The sequence below is a fragment of the Aeromonas sp. S8(2024) genome (assembly GCF_041403085.1).
Taxonomy (GTDB): Bacteria; Pseudomonadota; Gammaproteobacteria; order Enterobacterales; family Aeromonadaceae; genus Aeromonas; species Aeromonas dhakensis.
Map to the genome: position 1 here is coordinate 63,976 of NZ_JBGLRF010000007.1, position 24,963 is coordinate 88,938.

The 24,963-nt window shown below is 62.2% G+C and carries 27 protein-coding genes and 1 riboswitch; of the genes, 10 read left to right on the plus strand and 17 right to left on the minus strand.

Features of this window, described 5'->3' with window-relative positions; genetic code table 11:
• Window positions 1–29 precede the first annotated feature (29 nt).
• Window positions 30–464 carry an N-acetyltransferase gene (locus ACB031_RS17525; RefSeq protein ID WP_371139981.1) on the plus strand — a complete coding sequence of 145 codons (435 nt, stop codon included), beginning with the start codon at window positions 30–32 and terminating at the stop codon, window positions 462–464.
• Here ACB031_RS17525 and ACB031_RS17530 read toward each other — a convergent pair.
• Window positions 461–826, minus strand: coding sequence for a winged helix-turn-helix transcriptional regulator (locus tag ACB031_RS17530; protein ID WP_371139982.1), 366 nt, complete (start codon window positions 824–826; stop codon window positions 461–463). The two genes, ACB031_RS17525 and ACB031_RS17530, sit on opposite strands and share 4 nt — an antisense overlap.
• A gap of 121 nt (window positions 827–947) precedes the next feature.
• On the opposite strand from ACB031_RS17530, the gene ACB031_RS17535 reads away from it, so the two are divergent.
• Window positions 948–1,253 (plus strand): monooxygenase, encoded by a 306-nt coding sequence (locus tag ACB031_RS17535; RefSeq protein WP_017764631.1) that lies wholly within the window; start codon window positions 948–950, stop codon window positions 1,251–1,253.
• Between the two features lie 4 nt (window positions 1,254–1,257).
• Here ACB031_RS17535 and ACB031_RS17540 read toward each other — a convergent pair whose 3' ends face one another.
• Both ACB031_RS17540 and ACB031_RS17545 read right to left on the minus strand, forming a co-directional pair.
• Window positions 1,258–1,764, minus strand: a complete 507-nt coding sequence (locus ACB031_RS17540; protein WP_371139983.1) for a GNAT family N-acetyltransferase — start codon at window positions 1,762–1,764, stop codon at window positions 1,258–1,260.
• A 12-nt stretch (window positions 1,765–1,776) separates the two neighbouring features.
• A complete protein-coding gene (locus ACB031_RS17545) occupies window positions 1,777–2,397 on the minus strand; it encodes an outer membrane beta-barrel protein (RefSeq protein ID WP_371139984.1) in 621 nt (206 codons plus the stop codon).
• 213 nt (window positions 2,398–2,610) lie between these two features.
• On the opposite strand from ACB031_RS17545, the gene ACB031_RS17550 reads away from it, so the two are divergent.
• Window positions 2,611–3,249, plus strand: coding sequence for an exopolysaccharide biosynthesis protein (locus ACB031_RS17550; RefSeq protein WP_043167020.1), 639 nt, complete (start codon window positions 2,611–2,613; stop codon window positions 3,247–3,249).
• A gap of 63 nt (window positions 3,250–3,312) precedes the next feature.
• Here ACB031_RS17550 and ACB031_RS17555 read toward each other — a convergent pair whose 3' ends face one another.
• Both ACB031_RS17555 and ACB031_RS17560 read right to left on the minus strand, forming a co-directional pair.
• Window positions 3,313–4,587 (minus strand): amino acid permease, encoded by a 1,275-nt coding sequence (locus tag ACB031_RS17555; protein ID WP_024942174.1) that lies wholly within the window; start codon window positions 4,585–4,587, stop codon window positions 3,313–3,315.
• 436 nt (window positions 4,588–5,023) lie between these two features.
• The gene (locus ACB031_RS17560) at window positions 5,024–5,953 is read right to left on the minus strand and encodes a GGDEF domain-containing protein (protein ID WP_371139985.1); all 930 of its coding nucleotides are present in this window, start codon (window positions 5,951–5,953) and stop codon (window positions 5,024–5,026) included.
• A gap of 330 nt (window positions 5,954–6,283) precedes the next feature.
• Between ACB031_RS17560 and ACB031_RS17565 the strand changes: the two genes are divergently transcribed.
• On the plus strand, window positions 6,284–6,601 hold the full coding sequence (locus tag ACB031_RS17565) for a hypothetical protein (RefSeq protein ID WP_371139986.1): 318 nt from the start codon (window positions 6,284–6,286) through the stop codon (window positions 6,599–6,601).
• Window positions 6,602–6,697: 96 nt separating this feature from the next.
• Complete coding sequence (locus tag ACB031_RS17570; protein WP_139399553.1) at window positions 6,698–7,114, plus strand: N-acetyltransferase; 417 nt, start codon at window positions 6,698–6,700, stop codon at window positions 7,112–7,114.
• A gap of 78 nt (window positions 7,115–7,192) precedes the next feature.
• Here ACB031_RS17570 and ACB031_RS17575 read toward each other — a convergent pair whose 3' ends face one another.
• Window positions 7,193–7,774, minus strand: coding sequence for a hypothetical protein (locus ACB031_RS17575; protein ID WP_019841013.1), 582 nt, complete (start codon window positions 7,772–7,774; stop codon window positions 7,193–7,195).
• Between the two features lie 229 nt (window positions 7,775–8,003).
• On the opposite strand from ACB031_RS17575, the gene ACB031_RS17580 reads away from it, so the two are divergent.
• Window positions 8,004–8,639, plus strand: a complete 636-nt coding sequence (locus ACB031_RS17580; protein WP_371139987.1) for a Vat family streptogramin A O-acetyltransferase — start codon at window positions 8,004–8,006, stop codon at window positions 8,637–8,639.
• A gap of 22 nt (window positions 8,640–8,661) precedes the next feature.
• On the plus strand, window positions 8,662–9,078 hold the full coding sequence (locus ACB031_RS17585) for a GNAT family N-acetyltransferase (protein WP_371139988.1): 417 nt from the start codon (window positions 8,662–8,664) through the stop codon (window positions 9,076–9,078).
• Window positions 9,079–9,306: 228 nt separating this feature from the next.
• Here ACB031_RS17585 and ACB031_RS17590 read toward each other — a convergent pair whose 3' ends face one another.
• The 7 genes from ACB031_RS17590 to thiC form a co-directional block, all read right to left on the minus strand.
• Window positions 9,307–9,846, minus strand: coding sequence for a transposase (locus ACB031_RS17590; RefSeq protein WP_371139989.1), 540 nt, complete (start codon window positions 9,844–9,846; stop codon window positions 9,307–9,309).
• Window positions 9,847–10,180: 334 nt separating this feature from the next.
• Window positions 10,181–11,329 (minus strand): 2-iminoacetate synthase ThiH, encoded by a 1,149-nt coding sequence (gene thiH / locus ACB031_RS17595; RefSeq protein WP_371139990.1) that lies wholly within the window; start codon window positions 11,327–11,329, stop codon window positions 10,181–10,183.
• A complete protein-coding gene (locus ACB031_RS17600) occupies window positions 11,326–12,093 on the minus strand; it encodes a thiazole synthase (RefSeq protein WP_371139991.1) in 768 nt (255 codons plus the stop codon). The genes thiH and ACB031_RS17600 overlap by 4 nt, the downstream gene beginning before the upstream one ends.
• An 85-nt stretch (window positions 12,094–12,178) precedes the next feature.
• On the minus strand, window positions 12,179–12,385 hold the full coding sequence (thiS, locus tag ACB031_RS17605) for a sulfur carrier protein ThiS (RefSeq protein WP_371139992.1): 207 nt from the start codon (window positions 12,383–12,385) through the stop codon (window positions 12,179–12,181).
• Entirely contained in the window at window positions 12,382–13,158 is a 777-nt protein-coding gene (locus tag ACB031_RS17610) for a ThiF family adenylyltransferase (RefSeq protein WP_371139993.1), read from the minus strand. The genes thiS and ACB031_RS17610 overlap by 4 nt, the downstream gene beginning before the upstream one ends.
• Entirely contained in the window at window positions 13,148–14,755 is a 1,608-nt protein-coding gene (gene thiE / locus ACB031_RS17615) for a thiamine phosphate synthase (protein ID WP_371139994.1), read from the minus strand. The genes ACB031_RS17610 and thiE overlap by 11 nt, the downstream gene beginning before the upstream one ends.
• Window positions 14,752–16,794 (minus strand): phosphomethylpyrimidine synthase ThiC, encoded by a 2,043-nt coding sequence (gene thiC, locus ACB031_RS17620; protein WP_371139995.1) that lies wholly within the window; start codon window positions 16,792–16,794, stop codon window positions 14,752–14,754. The genes thiE and thiC overlap by 4 nt, the downstream gene beginning before the upstream one ends.
• 262 nt (window positions 16,795–17,056) lie before the next feature.
• Window positions 17,057–17,170, minus strand: a riboswitch (TPP riboswitch).
• Between the two features lie 93 nt (window positions 17,171–17,263).
• Between thiC and ACB031_RS17625 the strand changes: the two genes are divergently transcribed.
• Window positions 17,264–18,787: an aryl-sulfate sulfotransferase gene (locus ACB031_RS17625; RefSeq protein ID WP_216973734.1), complete on the plus strand. Its 1,524-nt coding sequence runs from the start codon at window positions 17,264–17,266 to the stop codon at window positions 18,785–18,787.
• A 258-nt stretch (window positions 18,788–19,045) separates the two neighbouring features.
• Here ACB031_RS17625 and ACB031_RS17630 read toward each other — a convergent pair whose 3' ends face one another.
• The 3 genes from ACB031_RS17630 to ACB031_RS17640 form a co-directional block, all read right to left on the minus strand.
• Window positions 19,046–20,509: an aerolysin family beta-barrel pore-forming toxin gene (locus ACB031_RS17630; protein ID WP_201025869.1), complete on the minus strand. Its 1,464-nt coding sequence runs from the start codon at window positions 20,507–20,509 to the stop codon at window positions 19,046–19,048.
• Between the two features lie 259 nt (window positions 20,510–20,768).
• Entirely contained in the window at window positions 20,769–21,242 is a 474-nt protein-coding gene (locus ACB031_RS17635) for a hypothetical protein (RefSeq protein ID WP_216973733.1), read from the minus strand.
• 85 nt (window positions 21,243–21,327) lie between these two features.
• Window positions 21,328–21,744, minus strand: a complete 417-nt coding sequence (locus tag ACB031_RS17640; protein WP_162516713.1) for a hypothetical protein — start codon at window positions 21,742–21,744, stop codon at window positions 21,328–21,330.
• 90 nt (window positions 21,745–21,834) lie between these two features.
• Here ACB031_RS17640 and ACB031_RS17645 point away from each other — a divergent pair, with 90 nt between their 5' ends.
• Together ACB031_RS17645 and ACB031_RS17650 are read left to right on the plus strand one after the other, a co-directional pair.
• Window positions 21,835–22,503 carry a response regulator transcription factor gene (locus ACB031_RS17645; RefSeq protein ID WP_010635346.1) on the plus strand — a complete coding sequence of 223 codons (669 nt, stop codon included), beginning with the start codon at window positions 21,835–21,837 and terminating at the stop codon, window positions 22,501–22,503.
• 43 nt (window positions 22,504–22,546) lie between these two features.
• Window positions 22,547–23,782, plus strand: a complete 1,236-nt coding sequence (locus ACB031_RS17650; protein WP_371139996.1) for a sensor histidine kinase — start codon at window positions 22,547–22,549, stop codon at window positions 23,780–23,782.
• Between the two features lie 233 nt (window positions 23,783–24,015).
• On the opposite strand, the gene rimK is transcribed toward ACB031_RS17650, so the two are convergent.
• Window positions 24,016–24,912: a 30S ribosomal protein S6--L-glutamate ligase gene (gene rimK, locus ACB031_RS17655; protein WP_005308166.1), complete on the minus strand. Its 897-nt coding sequence runs from the start codon at window positions 24,910–24,912 to the stop codon at window positions 24,016–24,018.
• Window positions 24,913–24,963: the final 51 nt, after the last annotated feature.

Genomic DNA, 24,963 nt, shown 5'->3' on the forward strand with positions numbered 1-24,963 from the left:
CTCTTTTGACGAATCCAGACGAGACACCCATGCAGATCCGCCCCTTCACCCCGGCCGACACCGAGGCCGTCCTCGCCATCTGGCTGGAGGCCTCCCTGCAGGCCCATCACTTCATCGAGCCCGCTTACTGGCACACCAACCTGGCGCCGATGCGGGAGATCTACCTGCCCGCCGCCGACAGCCAGGTGCTCTGCCTGGGTGACCAGCTGCTTGGCTTCTACTCCCTGCACGAGGGCTCCCTGGCCGCCCTCTTCGTGGCCCCCGCGCAGCAGGGGAAAGGGCTGGGCAAGGCCCTGCTCGAGCACGCCAAGGGGCAGTTGCCGACCCTGCGGCTGCAGGTCTATCAGCAGAACCGGACCGCGTGCGACTTCTATCGCGCGCAAGGATTTCAGGTCGCGGCCGACGCCGTGGATCCCCACACCGGCTGCGCCGAGTGGGTAATGGTCTGGCCGGCGCAGGATTAACTGGGCTCGCCGAGATGGGGGTCGGCGCGGGCCGCCTCCGCTTCACTCAGCGCCAGCAGATCGCCGTGGCTCAGCGCGAAGTCGTGCATCTGCTGGAGCAGGGGGATCAGGGCGATCCCGAGCGGGCTCAGGCTGTACTCCACCCTGGGCGGCACGTCCGGATAGAGGGTGCGGATGATGACGCCGTCGCTCTCCAGCTCCTTGAGCTGGGCGGTGAGCACCTTCTGGCTCACCTCGGGCAGGCTGCGACGCAGGTCGCCAAAGCGCAGGGTCTGCGCGCGCAGATGAAACAGGATGGCCGGTTTCCATTTGCCGGCCAGCAGGCGCAGCACCCGGTAGGCGGGACAGGGCAGTGAGGACAAGGGATGGCTCGCGAGTGGTTACTTTGCGGTAACTATGCCACGAAAATGTGCCTTCTTGCAGCCAAGTTGCCGGCTTCCTATGATGCGGATTCCGTCAATCAACACCCACCAGAGGTGCACCATGCCCAGCCTGCTGCAGATCCATTTCAACTTCCCCGCCGAGCTGATGGGGCCGGCCCTCACGAGCGCGGCCATGCCGCTGGCCGAGTCCATCACCAGGGAGCCGGGCTTCATCTCCAAGATCTGGACCGAAAACCCGCGCACCGGCGAGGCGGGTGGCATCTATCTGTTCGAGGATGAGGCGAGCGCCCTCGCCTACGCCACCATGCACGAGCAACGGGTGCTCGCCATGGGCGCCAGCGCGGTGCAGTTCAAGCTGTTCGACGTCAACGAGCCCCTCAGCCGCCTCACCCGCGGTCTGCTGTGATCCCCTAGCCCAGCGCCAGGCGGTAGCAGCCATCCTGCTGCCAGACAAAGCCCAGCCGCTCAAACAGCCGCTGGCTGGGCAGATTGTCCGGCTCGATATCCGCCACCAGCGTGGCAAGGCCGAGCCGGCGGGCATAGGCGATCAAGGCCGTCAGCGCCTCTGCCATCCACCCCTCTCCCCAGTGTCGGCGAGCCAGCATGCAGCCCACCTCCGCCTGGCGCAGACCGGCATTCCCCGCAAAGCTGTGCAGGCCGCAGGTGCCGATAAGGCGCTCGCTGTCGCGCGCCACCAGCCCCCACTCCAGCGACTCGCCGGCGGCCAGCAACCGCTCCACGCTCGCCAGCATCTGCGCCACGGTGACGAGGGTGGGAAACGGCGGCTCGCCGACGAAACGCATGACCTCGGAGTCCCCGTAGATGGCGAACAGATCGGCACTGTCCCCGGCATCGAATGCCCGCAGCAGCAGCCGCGGGGTCGACAGCGAGGGCAGTGCATGAGGCAGGGGTGGCAAGGGGCAAGGGGCTCAAAAGCGCAGAGTCAGGCCGATATTGGCCTGCCACTGGGTAACCAGCTCGCCGCGCACCTTGAACACGCACTGGTCCGGGTTGCAGAGAAACTGGCTGTTGTCGTTGACCAGCGAGCCATAGCCGCGCACCTCGGCCCGCAGCGCCAGATGCTCGGTCAGGCGCGGCTGCACCCCGAGCGCCAGCGACATGGAGGGGGCCACCTCGCTGTCGTAGGCGGCAAAGCGGGTCGCCCCGATCCCGGCGCCGATATAGGGGGCCATCAGGTTGTCCAACAGGGTGAGCGCCCCAGCGAAGTGGAGGGTATCCACCGTCAACCGCTCCGGCTGATCGGGGGAGAGGCGGGTGGACTGGTGGCTGTAGAGCAGCTCTATCATGCCGGGGTCGTCCACCTCCCTGCTGATGAACAGGCCCCAGCTGCCGGAGCGCTCCCCCTGCAAGGACTCCAGCCGGGTGGCGACGGGCGTCGGTTGGGGGTCGTCATTGGCCTCGAAGTCGATGGCCGAGCTGTAGCCGAAGAACGGCGTCACCTGCCAGCCGGGGGCGGCCTCCCCCTCTGCGCTCCAGGCCTGCCCCAGCGGCAACAATAGCCCCATCATCATGATCCCTGCTCGTTTCATCACGGCTCCTCCGTGCGCTGCACCAGTGCCCGTCAAGCATATCAGAGCCCCCTGGCCCCTATCCTAAACCCAGCCTGTATCGCGCCGTTTTCGCCGCAAGGATCACACTCGGCCGTCCCGCCCGTTATTCATCCCCGATTAACCTCTGCCCCGTATGCTGGCCGGCAACCGGCTCATGGTGGGCCGGTGCCACTCACCAGAAGGACACAGGGAATGGTTGCCGCGCAACTCAACGACCCCCAGAACAAGCTCTCCGACACCCTGCGGGCCACCGCCCACGCCATCGAGGATAGCCATATCAGCCTGCGCCAGATGCTGGCCCTGGTCGGCGAACAGGGCATGCTGCTGTTTTGCGTGCTGCTCACCGTCCCCTTCCTGCTGCCGGTCTCCATCCCCGGCGTCAGCACTCCGTTTGGCTTGTTGATCCTGTTTATCGGCATCGGCATCACCCTCAACCGGGTGCCCTGGCTGCCCGCCATCCTGATGGAGCGCCGCTTCGCCGCCGAGCAGCTCAAACCGACCCTGCACAAGGGGGCGGATCTGCTGGCCCGCATCGATCGCTTCATCCGCCCGCGCCTGCTGTTGCTGACCGGCAGCAGCACCATCAACCGCTGCAACGGCCTGCTGATCATGCTGGCGGCCCTGCTGCTGATGCTGCCGCTCGGGGCCATCCCCTTCACCAACGCCATGCCGGCCTGGGCCATCCTGCTGCTTGCCATCGGCATGCTGCAGCGCGACGGCCTGTTCGTCGCCAGCGGCTACCTGCTGGTGAGCGCCACCCTGGTCTGGTTCAGCGCCCTGGCCATCGGCCTGCTGATGGCCGGCCAGAGCGTCTCCACCCTGCTTGGCTAACGGCAACACCAAGAAAAAGGGCGACCCTTGGGTCGCCCTTTTTGACTTGTGCGGGATCCGCCGTTACAGCAGATCGTAGATAAGGGCCGAGATGGCCAGCAGCCCGATCACCAGCACGAAGAGGGTGCTCGCCCCGCGATAACGCTGGAGGGCAGGCAGACGATAGATGGAGCAGGCCGGCAGCAGGAACAGGATCACCGCGATGAGCGGCCCGCTCACCTTCTCGATGATCTCCAGCACGTTCGGGTTCAAGTAGGTGATGACCCCGGTCACCACGAACAGAATGACCGACGAGACCCGCGCTATGGTCGCTTCACGCAGCGACAGCCCCAGCCCCTGACAGGCACCGTTCACCATGCTCACCGTCCCCTCGCTCACCCCCATGGAGGTGCCGAGGAAGGATTTGGACATGGCCAGAATGGCGATGAGCGGCCCCACGTAGGCGATCAGCGGATTGGAGAACTTGTTCGCCAGCGCCGACAGCACCGAAATATTGTCGATGCGGGCCTGCGCCATCTCGGCCTGACTCAGGCTCATCACGCAGCTCACCACGAAGAACAGCACGCTGCCGCAAATCAGCAGGCTGCTGCACTTGATGATCCGCTTGGCGCGCTGGTCGGCGCTCGCCTGACAGCGCTTCTTCTGCGCCGCGCTGAAGGAGGAGATGATGGGGGCGTGGCTGAACGAGAACACCATCACCGGCACGATCAGCCAGAGGGATTTCCAGAACGCCGGGTCGCGCCAGTCCACCCCCTGACTCTCGCTGAAGTAGGAGAGGCTCCACTGGGGCAGCAGATAGATGGAGAGGCCGATGAGGAAGGCAACCATGGGCAGGGCCAGCACGCTGATGGCTGACACCACGATCTGCTTGCCCGCCAGCAGCACCAGGTGCAGCCCCAGCATCACCCCCAGCACCAGCAGGCCGCGCGGGATCTCGGCATTGCCCAGCTGGTGCACCACAAAGCTCTGGATCGCGTTGGTGATGGAGATGCTGTAGACCAGAATGATGGGGTAGAAGGCCATCAGATAGACCAGCATCAGCAGCTTGCCTGCCCGCGCACCGAAGTGCTCTTCTACCACGTGGGTAATATCCCCTTCCCGGTGGGAGCTGGATAATACGAAGCGGCTCAATGCCCGATGGGAATAATAAGAAAGCGGAAATGCCATCAATAATATAAACAGCAAAATAACCGGCGAATTACTGCCAACGGTAATTGGGAGAAACAGTGTACCGGCACCGACTGCAGTGGCATATAAGCCCATGGTCCATACCGAATCACTTTTCTCCCATTTCAACTTTGATGCGGAATTACTCTTCTCAGCAATAGCAACACTCATTGCGATATACACCTTATTAATCTGTCATCTTATATTTTATTGGCCCGTGTAATTAGGCGTGGCGACATGCCGTGGCATATCGACCGGATCGTAGAAAAAACAAGCCCGCCTGCGATCAACATGATCACCAAGAGGAAACGGGGATGCCACGCTACCATCGTTGAAATCGCCATAAAGGTCAAGGTTAATAATTCATGACTGTTTGAATCAGCTTGTTTCAAAAGGAAATAAGATGTGTCATTTTGGCCTCAAGATAATCAATTCAGCTCCGTCTGATAACATAACGACAAAACCTCGATGAGTTGCTCAACAACTTGAATAAGGCCAGAGAGTGGCCCGTTAATATTAACAGCATCAGCCCGACAATATCAGCCAATTATGCAATGAATGACCCCGACCGCCGCCGATATATTGGTGCCGGTCCTGCCGCCATATATCAGGGGGTTGGCTTCCCCTGTTTTGCCTCCTTGCGACGGCCACCCGCAGGGCAGTGAGCGACCCGGTTGCGACCCGCCCGCTTGGCCCGATAGAGCCACTCGTCGGCGCGGGCCAGCGCCTGGTTGATCTCCTCCCCCGGCTGCACCAGGGTGGTGCCCAAGCTGACGGTAAAGGCCACCGGATCCGCCGGCAGCGCCGCCACGGCGGCCCGGATCCGCTCCGCCAGCGCCTGCAGATCCGGCTCGCTCATGCCGGGCAGCAGGATCAGAAACTCCTCGCCGCCGCTGCGCACGAACAGATCGTCCGCCCGCAGCTGGGCGACCACGCAGTCGCAGAAGCGCTGCAGCGCCCGGTCGCCCTGCTGATGGCCGAAGCGATCGTTGATCTGCTTGAAGTGGTCGATATCCAGCATCACCAGGCTGCAGGGGGCCTCTCTCTCCCTCCGCTGCCGGCAGTGCTCGAAGAAATAGCGGCGGTTGTAGAGACCGGTCAGCTGGTCGGTTTCGCTCTGCAGCTTGAGCCGCTGCTGCAGCTCGTGCTGGCCGGTAATGTTGCGGGTCACCCAGGCCACCGCCCGCTTGCCGTCGTAGCGGGAGGGCAGCGGGGCAATCTTGCCCTCGAAGCGCTGCATCCCCTGCGGTCCGACCGAGGCGTCGATCCCCTCCACCTCCACCGCCGCCAGCTCGTACTCCACCACCTGCACCCGGCCCGAATCCAGCGCCAGGGTCACCTGCTCCATCACCCAGCGGGTCATGTCGGCGGGCAGCACATCGGCCAGTCGCTTGCCCGCCAGCGGGTTGCCATCCTGATAGGATTGCTGCTCCACCCCGCCAATATATTCGATGTAGTAGCCGTCTTCGCTCAGGATGAAGACGGGATCGGGCAGCTGGGCCATCACTTCATATAATTGCTCGACCGAAAGTGCCATGCGGTTTCCTTGGATCCGGGGGACGAGAGGCGCACGCCGGGCTGGCCGCCTGCCCCAATTATCGGGCCGGGTGCGGCGCCGAACCAGCAGCGAATCCGGCCATTCATGGATGCGCATCAAGCAATACGGGAAAATAGCGCTTGCCCCGCCGCCCGCTGATCAAAAGAGCAGCAATCATGGATCTTCAAGCCACCTCACAAGCCGCCGCTGCGCCCGTTGTCTGTGGCGCCCGTATCCATTAGGCTGACCTTCCTGAGTCTGCCCTCCCGGCCGACTCACCCCCCATCAGCCCGGCCAGGCAGACGCCGGCCCCGGAAAAGGATCGTCCAGATGAAGAGAGCCATAGTGAAAGCGCGCTTCGATGCCATCAGCATCGAGGGGGAACAGCTGACCGTGAAGGTTGCCATCGGAGCCCCCGAGCCGGATCCCAAGTCCGCCTGCGGCGACTGGCGCTGCAAGGTGAAGCTGGACGGCCTTGGCAACAAGACCTTCATCTATGGCGTCGATGCCCTGCAGGCCCTCAGCCTCGCCCTCAAGTTCGTGGAGAGCGAGCTGCGCGCCTTCACCGATGCGGGCTGGCACTTCTACCTGCCCGGCAGCCCCGATCACCCGGTCGACATGGCCGCCTGCTACTTCCCGCAGCTGTGACGCCGGGCCGGCGGCAGCCGGGAAGGGGCAATGGCTTGACCAGATTGAGTCTGAACGGTTATTGATAGAGGCCCTTGATCCGGCTCTGGAGAGACCATGCACCTGACCCCGCCCCAACCCCCTGCCGAGCAGGATGTCGACGCGCTGCGCATCGGCCTGTCGGGCTACAACATCAGCCAGGCCGGCACCCACCTGCGCGAGCACATCGCCAGTTTTATCAAGGATGAAGCGGGCAAGGTGCACGGCGGCATCACCGCCGACCTCAAGTGGGGTTGGCTGCACGTGGACTGGCTCTGGATTGACGAGCGCATCCGCCAGGATGGCTGGGGCGGTCGATTGCTCGCCACCATGGAGCAGTACGCCCGCAGCAAGGGCATCAGCAACTTCCATCTGGAAACCACCAGCTTCCAGGCGCTGCCCTTCTACCAGAAGCAGGGTTACCAGGTCTTTGGCGAACTGCCGGACATGCCACCTGGGCACATCACCTATTTTCTGAGGAAGATGGAGTCCTGACCCCTACCAGCGGGCTGGAATGAGAAGAGGGTTGAGTGCACAGGCACTCAACCCTCTTTTTGATCGGCCGCTGGCTGATCAGTGGCTGGCGGAGCGACTGCCGCTCCAGAGCAGCTCGCCGCTGCGCAGCTCCATCAGAGTCATCGACAACCGATAGCGGCTGCCCTCGGCCACCAGATCCCCGTAGAGCATGTAACCGGCGCCGGTCTGGCGACCGAGCCGCACCAGGGAGGCCGGGTTCATCCTGCCCTGCTGATACTCAAGCTGGCCGGTGATGGCCGCCACCTGACCCGGGTCGACAAAGCGAAAACCGCTCTTGCTCTGGATGCGCTTGCTCATGGCCGCCGCCATGGCGCGAGTGTCCACCGGCTCGCCGGTGCCGTTCTGGGGCGGGGTGAGCAGCAGCACCGGCTGACCGGTTTGCGCCAGCTCGCGCACCTCAGGGGCCTGTACAAAGGCGTCAGCCATGGCCAGCGCCAACCCGGTCGGCGCCACCGGCTTGGGCAGCGGCGCCCCGGCATCCGGCTTGGTCACCGGCTTGTCCGGCTGCACCACGGGGGCATCCGGCTCGCTCACCGGGGCCTGAGTGCCGCCGTAGGGATTGACCGCACAACCGCCCAGCATCAGGGCCCCCACCATCAACAAGGAACGCAGCTTCATCTTTTTCTCTCCGCCTGAAGTTCGCAGGACGAACTTCGCCAACAATCCAGTCCATTTTGCGGAGCCAGGCTCCGCCTCCCCTCCATGCTAGAGACAAACCCGCCCCGGGTCGATGCGCACATGGTCAGGGGGCGACAAAGGCTGGCGAACCGGCAGCGCACAAAAGGGTGGCACGGCCCCACCCGGTTCCGTTAGGGTAGCCTGACCCCAGACACCAGAGGAGCACCCCATGCACGGACCCGACCCCGCCAACCCGCACCCCATGGCGGGCTTCCCCCAGGTGTGTTTTATCAAGAACACCATCAAAGGACCCAATATCGAGGTGGGTGACTACACCTACTACGATGACCCCGAGGACTCGGCGGACTTCGAGCGCAACGTCCTCTACCACTTCCCCTTCATCGGCGACAAGCTCATCATCGGCAAGTTCTGCGCCATCGCCCGTGGGGTGAAGTTCATCATGAACGGCGCCAACCACCAGAGCGCCGGCCTCTCCACCTACCCCTTCTTTATCTTCGGCAACGGCTGGGAGTGTGCCGCCCCCAAACCTGGCACCCTCCCCTACAAGGGGGATACCGTGGTTGGCAACGACGTCTGGATTGGCTATGACGCCCTGATCATGCCGGGGGTGAAGGTCGGCAACGGCGCCATCATCGCCGCCCGCGCCGTAGTCACCGCTGACGTGCCCGACTACGCCGTCGTCGGCGGCAACCCCGCCAAGGTGATCCGCTACCGCTTCGATGACGACACCATAGCGCGCCTCAACGCCCTCGCCTGGTGGGACTGGCCGGTGGAACGGATCAGCCAGCACGTGGCGCTGATCAGCAGCGGACAGATCGCCGAGCTGGAAGCCGTCACCCCATAGCCACCATCAAGGAGGAAGCACTATGCAGTTAACCCCACCACAGCCGCCCCAAGACCATGAGTTCGAGGCCCTGCGCCGCGGCCTCAACGGTTTCAACGAGGCCGTTACCGGCCCCCTCCATCGCGAGCGGATCGCCAGCTTTATCAAGGATGAAGCAGAGGTGGTGCTGGGCGGCATTCTGGGGGAGATAAAATGGGGCTGGCTCCATATCGAGGGGCTCTGGGTCGATGCCGCCATCCGCCAAGCTGGCTGGGGTGCCCGCCTGCTCGGCGCCATGGAGCAGTACGCCAGAAGCCAAGGCATCGCCCACTACCATCTGGAAACCACCAGTTTCCAGGCGCTGCCCTTCTACCAGAAACAGGGCTACGAAGTCTTTGGCCAGCTGCCCGATATGCCGCCGGGGCATGTGAGTTACTTTCTGAAAAAGCAGGAGCGCTGATGACCTTCCCGCTCCTTACCAATGCCCAGACGTGATCCGACCCTTCGAGCCGGGCGATGCCGGCGAGTTTGCCCGAGCGGCACGCGAAGCTATTGAGGCGACGCAGGCATTGACCTGTACCGTAATACCGTAGGGTGCAATGAACGAAGTGAATTGCACCTCTATCCTCACGAAAGCGGTGCAATGCGCTCCGCTTATTGCACCCTACGTTAACCACGTTAATGCCGATTATTTATCGTCGTGTGTTATTTCATATTCTGGCGTGGCGGTATCTCCCCAAGATGATGGATACCTGCACTGCTGAACCCAACGATGGAAGGTGGAATATGGCCAATCTTTCGGGGCAGTTACCAGCCCATGTTTGACGGGATTGATATGGATGTAATCGAGATGATGATTGAAATCTTCCTGATCGCGGATCAGATGCTCCCAATAACGTCGCTGCCAAATACCCCGCTCGCCACGCTGCCAACGAGATTCTGTGCGAGCCTCTGAATTGGGGATAGCTCGTGAAAACTTGCTCTTTATTTGCCGCCATCGCAGGGGAAAATTGGTGTCCCCTTCCGGCAACTCCAGCAAGGCATGCAGATGTTCGGGCAAGACAACCCAGCCGTGGATCCGGAATGGATGACTCTCTTGCACCTCCCTGACAACTGACCTCAACAGATCGATCCGCTCGACCAGTAGATGGTTGTTCTGACGTTCAGCCAGCACAACCGTAAAAAACCAGGTTCCTCCCGGTTGCCATTCCCGTTTGTAATTCGCCATGTATTGCCGACCTCACAATCAACCATGCTGTTAAATGTGGTTCAAACGAAGCAAAACATGGGGTGCAATAAACAAAGTGAATTGCACCTCTTGCCACAAAAGCGGTGCAATACGCTCCGCTTATTGCACCCTACGACTACCCCCTGAGGTGATGGTGGGCACAGTTTTGGTTCCCCCTCTTATTCGCTGAGGCGAGCCCGCTTGTCCAGGCCGCGAGACAGGATGTCGAGCGAGCGGCCTCGCGTCCTGCACGGCACAGCCGTGCCTGCTTGCCACAGGCACGGAGTTTGGCTGAACGCCGGGATGCCACCTGCAAAGGGGGACGTGGCCGCCCCTATCGGCCCAGGAAGGGTTCCCAGTCCTTGAACACCGGCTGCAACCCCGCCTGGCGCACGGCGGCGGCCACTTCCCCCACCGGCCTGTCGTCGTGGATGGCGAACTGCTCCAGCTCCTCCTCACCGCCGTCCGCATAGCCTCCCGGCTGGGTGCGCGACTCGGCCGACATCTGGGTGATGCCAAGACGCACCGCGCCGTTGCGAAACGCCGGTGATTCGCGGGTCGAGAGGGACAAGTCCAAAGTCGGCGAGAAGAGGCGCCAGGCGCAGACAAGCTGGGCCAGCTGGCGATCCGACATCACAACCTCCGGCTCCAGCCCCCCGGTGCAGGGACGCAGGCGCGGGAAGGAGAGGGAATAGCGGCTCTGCCAGTGGTTGCGCTCAAGCCAGGTGAGGTGCTCGGCGACAAAATAGCTGTCGGCACGCCAGTCCGAGGAGAGGCCGATCAGCGCCCCCAACCCTATCTTGTCGATGCCGGCACGGCCCAGCCGGTCCGGCGTGGCGAGGCGCCATGCGATGTCCTGCTTGTTGCCGCGCAGGTGGTGGCGGGCGTAGGTGGGGGCGTGGTAAGTCTCCTGATAGACCATGACCGAATCGAGGCCGAGGGTCTTGAGCTCGGCGTATTCGTCTTGCGAGAGGGGCTGCACCTCCATCCCCACCGTGCTGAAGTGGCGGCGGATGATGGGCATCACCTCGCGAAAATAGGCGAGCCCCACCTTGGTCTCGTGCTCGCCGGTCACCAACAACACGCTGTCAAAGCCCCGAGCCTTGATGGCGAGGCACTCGCGCTCGATCTCCTCCAGGCTCAGGGTCTTGCGCTTCAGACGGTTGCTCATGGAGAAGCCGCAGTAGGTGCAGTCGTTGGCGCAGAGGTTCGACAGATAGAGCGGCACATAGAAGCCGATGGTGTTGCCAAAGCGCTGGCGGGTCAGCCGCTCGGCCTCGGCCGCCATCCGAGGCAGATACGCCTCGGCGGCCGGGGAGATCAGCGCCATAAAATCGCTCAGGGTGCGGCGCGGGGCGCTCAGGGCGCGCTCCACGTCTGCAGCGGTCTTGGCGCGTACCTGCATCCCCACGTCGTGCCACTCCAGCGCCTGCCATCTATCGAGAAAACTCACGCCCTCGATGGGGTCGAAGTGCACGCTCATAGGGCCCCCAGAAAATCGGTGAGCGGGCTGGAGGCCTGGGCCTGCACGCCGCGCGCCCCCAGACCCGCCTTATAGGCGATACGGCCTGCCTCACAAGCCAACGCGAAGGCGCGGCCCATGGCAACCGGGTCGCCGCTCACCGCGATGGCGGTGTTGACCAGCACGGCGTCGGCGCCGAGCTCAAAGGCGGCGGCGGCATGGCTCGGCGCACCGATGCCCGCGTCCACCACCACAGGCACATTGGCCTGCTCGACGATGATGGAGAGAAACTCCCGGGTCACCAGCCCCTGATTGGAGCCGATGGGGGCGCCGAGCGGCATCACGGCGGCGCAGCCCACCTCTTCCAGCCGTTTGCACAGCACAGGGTCGGCGCCGCAGTAGGGCAGCACCACGAAGCCCTCTTTCACCAGCTGCTCGGCGGCTTTCAGCGTCTCGATGGGGTCTGGCAGCAGATAGCGCGGGTCGGGGTGGATCTCGAGCTTGAGCCAGTTCGTCCCCAGCGCCTCACGGGCCAGGTGGGCGGCAAACACCGCCTCGGCGGCGGTCTTGGCCCCGGAGGTGTTGGGCAGCAGCTTGACCCCGAGTTGCAGCAAGGGGCTCAGGATATCGTCGTGGGCCTTGCCCGGTTCGAGCCGCTTGATGGCCATGGTGACGAGCTGGGAGCCGCTCGCCGCTATGGCGGCGGCCATCAGGTCCGGGCGGGCAAACTTGCCGGTGCCGGTAAAGAGGCGCGATGAGAAGGTGTGATCGGCAATCTTGAGCATGTCAGCCTCCTGCCATTGCGATAAGAAGAGATGAGGCTCCGCCGCAAGGCAGAACGCTCGAAGATGGGACAGCGAGCATCATGGGTCAGCCTCCTGCAATGGCGGTGAAGAGGTGAAGTTCATCCCCGTCATTGAGCGGGGTCTCGGCCCAGCGGCCACGGGGCAGCACGGCGCCGTTAAGGGCCACCGCCACCCCCTGTGGATTAACGTCTTGCGCCGCCAGCAGGTCGGCGACACTCTGCCCCGCCGCCAGCGACTGGGCTTTATCGTTGAGTCGAATGGTCAAGGTCATGGGGTGATCTCCTTGCGCTGCCCGCAAACCGGGCAATCGGGGTCGGGGGCCAGCGTGAGGGTCTGCCACTGATGGGCCAGCGCATCGAAGCGGCGCAATGTGCCGGCAACCGGACTCGGCATCCCGAGCAGCAGTTTCAGTGCCTCCAGCGCCTGCAAGGTGCCCATCACCCCGACCAATGGGCCGGTGACGCCGCTGGTCTCGCAGCTCTGGCTCACCTTGGTATCCTGCGGATAGAGGCAGGCGTAGCAGGCGTGATCGCTGTTTACTCGTGCCATCAGCTGTCCCTGCCAGCCCACCGCAGCGGCACAGACCCAGGGCTTGCCCTGGGCCACGCAGGCGGCGTTGATGGCCTGGCGGGTGGCCAGGTTGTCGCAGCAGTCGACAACCAGATCTACCTCGGCCACAAACTCCGGCAGGCTGGCAGCATCGAGCCGCTGATTGATGGCAATCAGCTCCACCAGCGGGTTGTGGGCGGCCAAGCGCTCGCGGGCCAGCTCCGCCTTGGAGTGGTTGACCGCATCAGAGTCGAACAGGATCTGGCGCGGCAGATTGCTGGAATCCACCGTATCGCCATCGGCGAGCCACAGAGTGCCCACACCAGCCCCGGCGAGATAGAGGGCCAGCGGCGAGCCGAGCCCGCCGAGGCCCACAATCAACACGGATTTGCCTTTCAGCCGCGCCTGACCGGCCTCGCCCACTTCCGCCAGCATCAGCTGGCGACCGTAGCGCAAATACTCTTCGTCACTGAGAGACGCGGCATCAGAGAGCATGTTCCACCTCCCTTATGGCTGTGGCCGAGTGCGGCTCATCCCCCGCTCCCACTGCGGCCAGCAGCCGCTCGGTCGCCCCCTGCCAGTCGTCGCTCGCCGTGATGGCCGAGACCAGGGCGATACTGCCGACCCCACTTGCCTTGACCGCCGCCACCCGCTCCTCGCTGATGCCGCCGATGGCGACTGTCGGCCAGTCGCACATCAGGGCGCGGTAGCGGTGCAGCCGCGCCAGCCCCTGCGGGCGCGAAGGCATCGCCTTGGTGCTGGTCGGGAAGATATGGCCGAGTGCGATATAGGAGGGGGCCAGCTCGCGGGCGCGCATCAGCTCGAAGTAGCCGTGGGTGGAGATGCCAAGGCGCAGCCCAGCGGCCTGAATGGCGGCGAGATCGGCGGTCTCCATGTCTTCCTGCCCCAGGTGTACGCCCCAGGCGCCCGCCTCGATGGCCTGCTGCCAGTAGTCGTTGATAAAGAGGCGCGCCCCATGACGGCGACCGAGCGCGACCGCATCACGAATGGCCGGCGCCACCTGGGCAGCGGGTAGGTCCTTGATGCGCAGCTGGATCGTCTTGACCCCGGCCCCCAGCAGGCGTTTGAGCCACTTGACCGAATCCACCACCGGATAGAGGCCGAGGTTGTGTTCGGTCGGCGCGAAGGGGCCCTGCGGCAGGCGGGCACCGCTTGTCTCATACAGGCCGAAGCGGCGATCCAGGGCTGACCCCGCCAGCACGGCGCGGGGGAAGTGGGCAAGATCGGCGGGCCAGCCGAGATGGGCGATGGGGCCGGGACCCGCGCCCACCCCCTGCGCAGCCGCCAAGCCTTGTTGCAGGTAGGCACGCGCCAGGGTGATGGCGTCCTCCACCGGGTAGTCCTGTGCCACCACGGCGGCGATGGCGCTGGCGTAGCAGCAGCCGGTGCCGTGGCCGTGGCGGGTATCGAGGCGCGGCGCGGCAAGCCAGAATTCGCGGGTCTCATCCTGGTAGTAGTCGAGGCAGAGATCCCCGCTCCACTCCAGATGCCCCCCCTTGACCAACACGGCGCGGGCGCCGAGTTCACGGAGCCGCCGTGCGGCGAGGCGCACCAGCTCGGGGCTGCTGACCGGCAAGCCGGTCAGGGCTTCCAGCTCGGGGCCGTTGGGGGTGATCAAGGAGAGGCGCGGCAACAGCTGTTCGCGCACTGCCGCCAGCATATTGGGCTCCGCCATGGGGGTACCGGTGCTGGCGATGGCCACCGGGTCGTAGACCACGAAGGGGGCCGGGGTGGCTGCCAGTCGGCGGGCCAGGACCTCCACGTGCAGCCGGGTCGGCAGCAGGCCGACCTTGATGGCAGCGGGTGGCAGATCCAGCCCCAGGGCGTCGATCTGGGCGGTGAAGGTCTGCATCAACACGGGGTCGACCATCTTCACCGCCACCGAGTTCTGGGCCGTGATGGCGGAGATGACGGAGCAGCCGTGCACGCCGAGGTCATGCATCGTGTGCAGGTCGGCCTGAATGCCGGCCCCGCCGCCGGAGTCTGACCCGGCGATGGTCCAGACCACGGGACGGGCCTGCGTCACCGCGGACAGGTCGGCGGGGCTGACAGCCCCGCGCTCGCTGCTCACGCCTCCTCCCCTGCGGCCTGCTTCAGGGTCGCCGCCTGGTGGTAGATCTCGCCGCCGGTCTCCTTGAAGGTCTCCGCCATCCGCGCCATGCCGCTCTCAACGTCGGCCTGCTTGAAGGTCTCCGTCTCCTTACGGGCCATGCCGCTCTCCACCTCGGCCACCACCCGCTCCTGCTGACCATCCATGCCCACCAGCTTGATCTCCACCGCTTCGAGTTTCGCCGCATAGTCGCGCACGTCCTGGGTGATCTTCATGGAGCAGAACTTGGGCCCGCACATGGAGCAGAAGTGGGCCACCTTGCCGGACTCCTGGGGCAGGGTCTCGTCGTGGTAGGCGCGGGCGGTGTCGGGATCCAGCGCCAGGTTGAACTGATCCTCCCAGCGGAACTCGAAGCGCGCCTTGGACATGGCGTTGTCGCGGATCTGGGCGCCCGGGTGACCCTTGGCCAGATCGGCGGCGTGGGCGGCGATCTTGTAGGTGATCAGCCCCTGCTTCACATCCTCCTTGTTGGGCAGCCCCAGATGCTCCTTGGGGGTCACGTAGCAGAGCATGGCGCAGCCGTACCAGCCGATGAGCGCGGCGCCGATACCGGAGGTGAAGTGATCGTAGCCCGGGGCGATGTCGGTGGTGAGCGGGCCCAGGGTGTAGAAGGGCGCCTCATGGCAGTGCTCCAGCTGCTCGGTCATGTTGCGCTCGATCATGTGCATGGGCACGTGGCCGGGGCCCTCGATCATCACCTGCACGTCGTACTCCCAGGCGATCTTGGTGAGCTCGCCCAGGGTGCGCAGCTCGGCGAACTGTGCCTCGTCGTTGGCGTCATAGACGGAGCCCGGACGCAGGCCGTCACCCAGCGACAGACTGACGTCGTAGGCGGCGCAGATCTCGCAGATCTCGCGGAAGTGCTCGTAGAGGAAGTTCTCCTTGTGGTGGGAGAGGCACCACTTGGCCATGATGCTGCCGCCGCGGGAGACGATGCCGGTGAGGCGCTTGGCGGTCATGGGCACGAAGCGCAGCAGGACGCCGGCGTGGATGGTGAAGTAGTCCACCCCCTGCTCGGCCTGCTCCAGCAGGGTGTCACGGAACAGCTCCCAGGTGAGATCCTCGGCGATGCCGTTGGTCTTCTCCAGCGCCTGATAGATGGGCACGGTACCGATGGGCACCGGGCTGTTGCGCAGGATCCACTCGCGGGTCTCGTGGATGTAGCGACCGGTGGAGAGATCCATCACGGTGTCGGCGCCCCAGCGGGTGGACCAGACCAGCTTCTCCACTTCCTCTTCGATGCTGGAGGTGACCGCCGAGTTGCCGATGTTGGCGTTGATCTTCACCAGGAAGTTGCGGCCGATGATCATGGGCTCCGCTTCCGGGTGGTTGATGTTGCTGGGGATGATGGCGCGGCCGGCGGCCACTTCATCGCGCACGAATTCGGGGGTGATGTTCTGGGGCAGTCTGGCGCCAAAGCCCTGACCCGGATGCTGGGTGCGCAAGAGCTCTGAGCGAACCCGCTCGCGGCCCATATTCTCGCGCAGGGCGATAAATTCCATCTCGGGGGTGACGATGCCGGCGCGGGCGTAGTGCAGTTGGGTGACCCGGCGACCCGGCTTGGCGCGGCGAGCGCTCGGCAGGTGTTCGAAGCGCAGGTGATCCAGCCCCTCGTCGGCCAGGCGCTCCTGGGTGAAGGTGGAGCTCAGACCTTCCAGCGCCTCGGTGTCAGCGCGCTCCAGCACCCACTCCTCGCGCAGACGCGGCAGGCCACGGCGCACATCGATGGGGGCAGCCTCTTCCCCATAGGGGCCCGAGGTGTCGTAGACCGGCACCGGCTCGTTGGGCTCGAACTGGGGGGCTTCCTTGGTACCGCCGACAAAGGTATCGGCCAGCTGGATCTCCCGCAAAGGCACCCGGATGTCGGGGCGAGAACCCTGGATAAAGATGCGGCGGGAGTTGGGGTGAGCCATCCCCTTGAGGCTGTCGATAAAGGTCTGGGCGCTGGAGCGCTGCTCGCGGCGGCTGGATTTATTGGTATCAGAAACATTGGTAGACATAGCAAAACTCACATTAACTGGTTGAAGTTATGGGTGTTTGCTTGTCTGGAGTTCGAGGAGAAGATGAACTTGCGGCGGGGTGTGCTCGGGGGAGTGAGTCGGGCATGGCTCTTCCCAGCTCTGCCGTCCCGTGTTTCCCTAGTCTGGAAACCCGGCGCCCTATGGACAACCGGATGGGACAGCCTCCCCCTGTGCGCCTGTACCAGTCAGATGCGGTCTGCCTCTGGCTGGCGGGAAGGTGCTCCTTCCCCGGCGCGGTAACCCGCAAGTTACCCTTGTTTCCCTTCGCAGGTCTTAACCTGATCAGGTTCCACGGATCCCGAATTAACGGTCTCAGCTTAGCGTCGTTCGACGGTCAGCACTCCGACAAGATGGCGCCAGTATATATGGCTTATTTTTTTACTCAACCATGATTTTTTCGCTACACTGGGGACAGTTCATTAACACAGGGATGGTGTTTGCTATGTACATGAAAAAGTCATTTTTGTTCAGCCTCGTATGTTTCGGACTATATGGTTGTAACGGAGGAAGTGACAACAGTAAAACACTGGCGGAACAATTCAAGTATGATCCTGCAACCCAAGTTGTTGAAAATGACATTCATGACTCCGTTTTTATTTCGGCACTGGACTTGTCAGGGTTGGATAACAGTAAAATTAAAAGCATCTCTTTCACCATCAATCAAAAAATAGGCAGCTATGCCAAACCGATAACAGCCACTTATGATTGGCAATATATTTTAACCAATGGGCTGTATGATGCATCCAGCAACAGAGTTCAGCTTCCCATATTTGGTTTATACAGCGCCTATACCAATGAAGTGACGGTCAACATTCAGTTTGTTGATGCCAGTAACTATGCATTTCAAAAGACAATTGCCACCGATACCTATGTCGACAGCGCAGGTGTCTATGACAATGTAGGCATCAGTATCAAACCCTCTGCCACACCGACCTATAGCTACTTTTATTTAAAAAGTCGCCTTAAAAACCCCATTATCATGGATATTGATGGTAATGTTCGCTGGGATGCCGATGTAAAAGATGACTCTATGTCAACTATTTTCAAAGAAGGTAAGTTCATTACAGGGCATGTAAAAAACATAAGTATAAATTCGTTATCACTTTATGGAAAAACATCTCCGATATCAATCAATGGAACCCAAATGGGAAGTGACGCCTATTTCCATCATAATATTGATCAGGGCAAGCATGGAATATTGATTGAACTGGATGGAACCACTGATGGTGCACTGAAATTAGAATCTTTCCTCAGTGAAATAGATACTGACGGCAAGGTCATCAAGGAGTGGGATCTCGGCAAGATATTTTCTGAATACATGTTGCAAGAGGGGGACGACCCCAGCAATTTTGTCAGAAACGGTGCTGACTGGTTCCACATGAACGCAGCTACCTATGACCCGTCCGATGACACTTTGGTAGTCTCCAGCCGGGAAAATTTTGTCGTCAAACTGGACTACAACACCGGCAAGCTGATCTGGTTGCTTGGTGATGAAACCAAACACTGGTACTCCTATCCTTCCCTGCAGAAGCTGGCGTTGTCGCTCTCCTCCGGACAGACGCCGGTAGGACAGCATGCCATCTCCATGACCAAGGATGGCAAACTGATGTTGTTCAACAACGGGCGAAGGAGTTTCAACAACCCTATCGGCACCCCGAGCGGCATAGATCTGGCCACCAGCCAGACCGCCATCTTTGCTATCGACAGCCAGAGCAAGACGGCTCAAGTGGTCTGGAGTTTTGACGATGGCATCTATTCCGATATCTGTTCCAGCATCTATGAAGACAAGCTGGCAGCTCAAGGGGATTATCTCATCAACTATGCAGCAGCCGACAACCGGACCAGGGTTATCATTCAAGGCATAAACAAGGAGAAGCAGAAACTCTTCGAGTTTACCTATCCAAGTGCAATCCCCTGTGCCACCTCCTGGAACGCCATCCAGATCCCTCTCGAAAACATGCACTTTCAGTGACAGGAAAAGCAGCGCCACTCAGTGGCGCTGCTTTAGCTATGCATCTCCACCCGGTCAGACGACACTATTCGCTACCACTCTGTCCCCGTTTTCAGTCCGGCTGAAGCTCAACCCGCAATCATTCCGTCAGCAAGTCGCATCATCGAAGGCCAAGAAAACCGGGCGACATAGATAGCAAGAGCCCAGGTCTCCCCAATGGAAAAATGGTTCACCGCAAGCGTCAGCAGCAGACCCCATGAAGTGGCCTGCTAAAGAGGATTATTGAGCTGGAGTAATGGTCAGGGTCACATTGCCAAAGCCTTCGCTGGCAAGCGTATCCTGATCCAGTTCCAGAGCGGTGAGAGCCACCCCTTCGGCAGAAGCGCTTCGTTGCTGAACAGCCGCTGCGGCGCGAGTCTGGGGCTGCCCAATCTCGATATCGCCGGCAAACTGGCTTTCGGCATAGAAGTCGCCGGTCACGGCCGACCGGGTCGGACGCAGCACGCGGCCAAGGTTGTTCTGCATGGTCGACAGGCCATACTCGCCGATGGTCCAGTTCCAGTCCCACCACTTCACTTCACCCGGGATGTAGCGTTTGTCCCACTGATAACGGATGCTGCTGGCCTTGTCGCGGAACGGGCCAACGGCAAAGGTATGCTCCCAGGTTGGACGATTGGTCGGATGGGTGTACCAGGCATTGCCTCCCCAGCGCAGGAACCCCTTCATGGTCAGGTCATAATTCACCTCGGCCTTGAACTCATAGGGGTAGGAGATGTTGGACTTGTAGAGAGCGACGCGCACCGGCACGCTGGAGTGGGGTGGCACAGTGGGACGAGCCTCGACCGACACGGTCTCGGTGGTCGCTCCCCCCTTCTGCTCGGCCCAGCTCTGGGTTGAAGAAATCTCGACCGAGTATTCAGTGCTGGAAACCTGCGGGATCTGGAACGTCTTCTTGATGCCGACCTTCTCGCTGAGACTGTAGGTATCCGTCTTGGACCAGTTGGTGGCCTTGTCATACTTAAGGGTAACTACCACCTGCTGAGGCAGATCCGTGTAGTTGGTCGCATTGGCGGTGATGGTCTTGATCAGCTGTTTGCCACTCTCGGTAACCTGGCCATGACTGAAGGAATCCGGCTCCAGCGTGTACGAGAAGTTGCTCACCTTGATGGAACTTTTCTCCCCACAACGGTATCCAGAGCAACCACCATCATTATTTCCCTTTATCAACCAGCCATCGCTGAGCCTGGTCACATCCATATCTTCCCCGACATAGGGGCTATGATTCCCGCCCACCCAGGCGTATCCCAAATAGTGGGCAAGATAACTCACAGGTTTGATGAAATAATCTTTGTCATGCACCATTCGCCATTGCACATCGACTTCATCACCTGCCGGAATATTCCATGCGGAGAGGGAAGGAATTTCTCCAGAGATAGGGGAGTTGGGGTAACACCATGTTTCACCCGCCGTTCCCTGTTTTATTTCTCCATTATATCCAGGTCCCATGATCACCCAGCGATTGGCCAGCCCGGTAATCTGCCACTGTCCCATACGGCTGACCAGATTGCCCTTGATGCTCATGGCTTCATCACGGGTAAGGGGGCGATAGCCGCTGGCACAGACCCCCTCCCCCAGACCGAACCATTTGACCTGGTCAGGATAGACTGGCTCAGCCGCCTGGGCCTGGACGAGCATCAATGAAGATGCCAACAGCGCCAGATTGGCTGTTATTATTTTATTCATCATTTATTCCTCTTTCAGACAGACGATAGTTTTTATTATGCAGAAATAACACCTTTCATTTTGACAGGCATGAACTCCAATGAGCCCCGCCACAGACAAAATAAACCACCAAAATTCATCAATGACAAACAAAATATATATAAGGCGGGAAAATAATTAGAGCGGCAACTTTATTGAGGGATTAATCATAATTGTTCTGGTAGGATAATTTAATATCAATCAGGACATGACGGCGTTTATTAAATAAGAAGTTCCTGAATTACTCTTCCGGATTAATTATGGTTATCTCACGTAAAATTCCATCTGCAGAACGCAGCAGCACCAGCGCACTACCCTCGTGCAAGTCGGTAGCCGAACCGTTGACCCAACGCACATTTCGGTCGAGCGACAAGGTGCCGAGTGTAGCCAGCACCAGGTGCCGACCATCGAAGGATCGCAAACGATCCTCTGCCCGCTGCCAATGGCCTGATATCGCCGGAGATCCGGCCGCCAACAGCTCAATCCGGGTAGCCACCCCATCAGTCACCTGCAGGGCCAGGTGATCACCCGGCCGCAAGGGGTGCTGCCACGGCTCACCAAGCCGCCAGACCGGGGCGCTCCCCAGCTCCACCTCAGCCCCCTGAAACTGCAGGCGCAGGCCATCGTTGTGTTCCAGCTCCACCAGCCAGAGTTCACCATCGGCGGCCAGAGCGCAGAGCGGCAGTGCCAGCAGCAGGAGGGAGGTGCGTGTCATAGCAAAAGGCCCATGGTCAAACCGTGCGAGGTTTAACTATGGGCCCGGGGAGTGGTTTTTTCCGCCCGGTTCGTCTTGTCGTGCGTCAATCATCCTCGCGGCAGCGGCTCAGGCGCATGCCGTCAAACTTGCACTCCAGCTCCAGCCAGCGTCCTTCGAACGGAGCCAGACTGTCGTCCGAGGTGACATAACCCCAGATCCGCCCCTGTTCCACCGGCCCTTCCAGATCCATCTCGTCATCCTCCTCCAGCTTCTCGACCTCCCGAATAAGCCGCAGATCGCCCTCGACCACCCCTTCCAGGTCGACCCAGGTGCCGCCGAGATCGTCCTCTCTCAGCCCGTCCTTGAAACGGGTCTGCTCGTCGAGCACAAAGGGGATGCCGTTGACCATCAGCTGGCCCAGCTGCCAGGTGGTGCGGCCGGTCAATTTGAACTCCGCCGACTGCGCAGCGCCGAATGGCAGCAAGATCAGCAGCAGGAGAGTGCAGAGAGACTTCTTCATCGGGGATCCTCGGGGTTACACTGCCACACAGGATGCCTCATCCGGTGTGAGATGACCGTGAAATGGCGGTCAAGACCAGGAGATCAAAGCATGAAAATACTGGTGGTGGAAGACAATCCCCAGGTCGCGGAAACCATCATGGATTATCTGGAGCTGGCGGGCCACCGGCTGGACTGCGCCTATCACGGCCAGGCCGCCCTGCAATTGCTGGCCGAGCAGCGCTTCGACGTCATCATCATGGACGTCATGATGCCGCGCCTCGACGGTCTCAGCACGGTGGCCCGCCTGCGGGAGCAGGGGATCCCAACCCCAGTGCTGTTTCTCACCGCCCGCGACAGCCTGGATGACAAGCTGGCGGGCTTCAAGGCCGGCGGCGACGACTACCTGGTCAAACCGTTCGCCATGGAGGAGCTGGAGGTGCGGTTGCAGGCGCTGGCCCTGCGCGGCCCCCGCAGCGACATGGGGGCCCTGTGCGTGGGCGAGCTGACCCTGGATCCCGCCAGCGGCCGCGCCACCCGGGCTGGGGTCGAGCTCAAGCTCGGCAAGATCCCGTTCCAGATCCTCACCCTGCTGGCCCGCCGGGCCCCCGCGCTGGTCACCCGCCAGGAGGTGCTCGACACCGTCTGGGGCGACGAGGAGCCCGACTCCGACGCCTTGCGCAGCCACATCTATGCCCTGCGCAACGCCCTCGACAAGCCCTTCCCTGCTCCCATGCTGGAAACCCTGCACGGCCAGGGCTATCGACTGGTGACCCCATGACGGGCCGCCAGCGCGGCCTGAACCTGCCCGCAGGGAGGCCGTCATGAGCCTGCCCAGCCTGCGCCGTCGCCTGATCCTCACCCTGAGCGGTGCCGGCCTGCTGCTGCTGATCATCATCAGCCTGCTGATGGTGGTGGCCGAGGACAAGATGGAGGAGCTCAGCCTGCGCCACTGGCTGGAGGCGGAGGTGACCCGCTACAGCGACGACTGGTTGCGGCTCGGCATGGCGGCCCCCGCCCCCAGCCCGCGCCAGTTCTCCAGCTACTGGACCGAGGCCGGCCGCCTGCCGGTCTGGCTCAAACCCTACCGAAGCCCGGGCTTCTACGAACACGTGCTGGGGGACGAGGACAAACACTTCCTAGTGCGGCCCCATCCGTCCGGTAAGGGGCTGCTCTATCTGGTGTTCAACGACGACGCCGACGACTACCTGGATCCCTACGAGGATCAGCTGCACCTGGCCACCCGGCTGATCGGGCTGACCCTGCTGCTCGGCTGCATCGGCTTCGGCATCTGGCTGGTGCGCCACATCACCCGGCCGCTGCAGCGGCTGCAGCAGCGGGTTGCTCACCTCACCCCGGATCAGGCGGACTTCGTACCCGATGCCCCTTGGCAGGAGCTCAGGGACATAGAGCTGGCACTGCTGGCCGGCAAGCAGGAGGTGGCTGCCGTGTTTGCCCGCGAGCAGGAGTTCAGCCGCTTCGCCAGTCACGAGCTGCGCACCCCCAACATGGTGATCCAGGGCTCGGCCGCCCTGCTCGGCAAGGTGAGCGATCTGCCCGCCCCCGCCGCCCGCGCCACCACCCGCATCCGCGCCGCCGCCGACGAGATGGCGCTACTCACCGAGACTTTTCTGCTGCTGGGCCGCAAGGAAGAGGTGGAGCGCCCGCCCCAACAGGTGGCACCGCTCATTCGCCGGGAGCTGGCCCGTCTCGCCCCGCTGCTGCAGCGGGAGGAGCTGGATATCCGGCTGCAGCTGGACGATGAGAGCGAGGCGCTGGCCCCCCTCTCTCTGCTCGCCATTGCGCTCGGCAACCTGCTGAAGAATGCCCTTAGCTACGCCGAGGGGCACATCGACATCGAGCTGGCCGGCCCCCTGCTCACCATCAGCAACCCCACCGCCGCCGCGCCGGATCAGATCCTCGGCTACGGCTGCGGCCTCACCATCATCCAGCGCATCTGCGAGAAGCTGGGCTGGCAAATAGAGACCCGGCTGGAAGAGGGCATCTTCAGCGCCAGGCTGGTGATGATCCCCAGCGACCCCGCGCAAGATAAGGCATAGTGCTCCTTCCTCATCCCCGGCCCTTCTTCCCGTCAATTCAAAATAGCGGGAGAAGGGAGGCTCCCCCTGGCAAGCCATCACAGCTCGCGGTGACAACCGAAGACTAACGACGATGGCCCAGCACCACCGAGCGTGCCCTCCCCCCTTCGGGAGAGGGGACTGCGGCACCCGCTAGATAACAACAGGGCGCCCGAAGGCGCCCTGTTTGCAATGCGTTGGCGGCAGGCTTGGCGTCACTCCGCCGGCTTGTGCTTGCGACTCGCCTTGAGCTCGAGAAACTCGATGATCTTGCCGGCCACGTCCTTGCCGGAGGCAGCCTCCACCCCTTGCAGGCCGGGGGAGGAGTTGACCTCCAGCACCAGCGGGCCGCGGGCACTGCGCAGGATATCCACCCCGGCCACGTCCAGCCCCATGATCTTGGCGGCCTGCACCGCGGTGGCCCGCTCTTCCGGGCTTATCTTGATCGCCTCGGCGGTGCCGCCCCGATGCAGGTTGGAGCGAAACTCCCCCGGCTGGGCCTGACGGCGCATGGCGGCCACCACCTTGCCGTTGACCACCAGACAGCGGATGTCGGCGCCGTTGGCCTCGCGGATGTACTCCTGCACCAGGATGTTGTTGTTGGTCTGTATGAAGGCCTCGATCACGCTCTCGGCAGCCTTCTGAGTCTCGCACAGCACCACGCCGATCCCCTGGGTTCCCTCCAGCAACTTCACCACCAGGGGCGCACCGCCCACCATGGTAATGAGGTCGGGCACGTCGTGGGTGCTGTGGGCATAGCCGGTCACCGGCAGGCCGATGCCGTGGCGGGAGAGCAGTTGCATGGCTCGCAGCTTGTCGCGGGAGCGGGAGATGGCCACCGAGCTGTTGAGCGCCATGGTGTTCATCATCTCGAACTGGCGCAGCACGGCGGTGCCGTAGAAGGTGATGCTGGCCCCGATGCGCGGGATCACCGCATCATAGCTCTCCAGCTCCCGTCCTTCGTAGTGGATGGAGGGGTTGTGGGAGGCGATGTTCATGTAACAGCGCAGGGTGTCGAGCACCTCGACCTGATGACCGCGCGCCTGCGCCACCTCGACCAGACGGCGGGTGGAGTAGTTTTTCGGCTCACGGGATAAAATGGCGATCTTCATGACAATTCCGCTAGAAGGCAGTGCCTGGGCAGGATGGGGCGGGAGAGTATA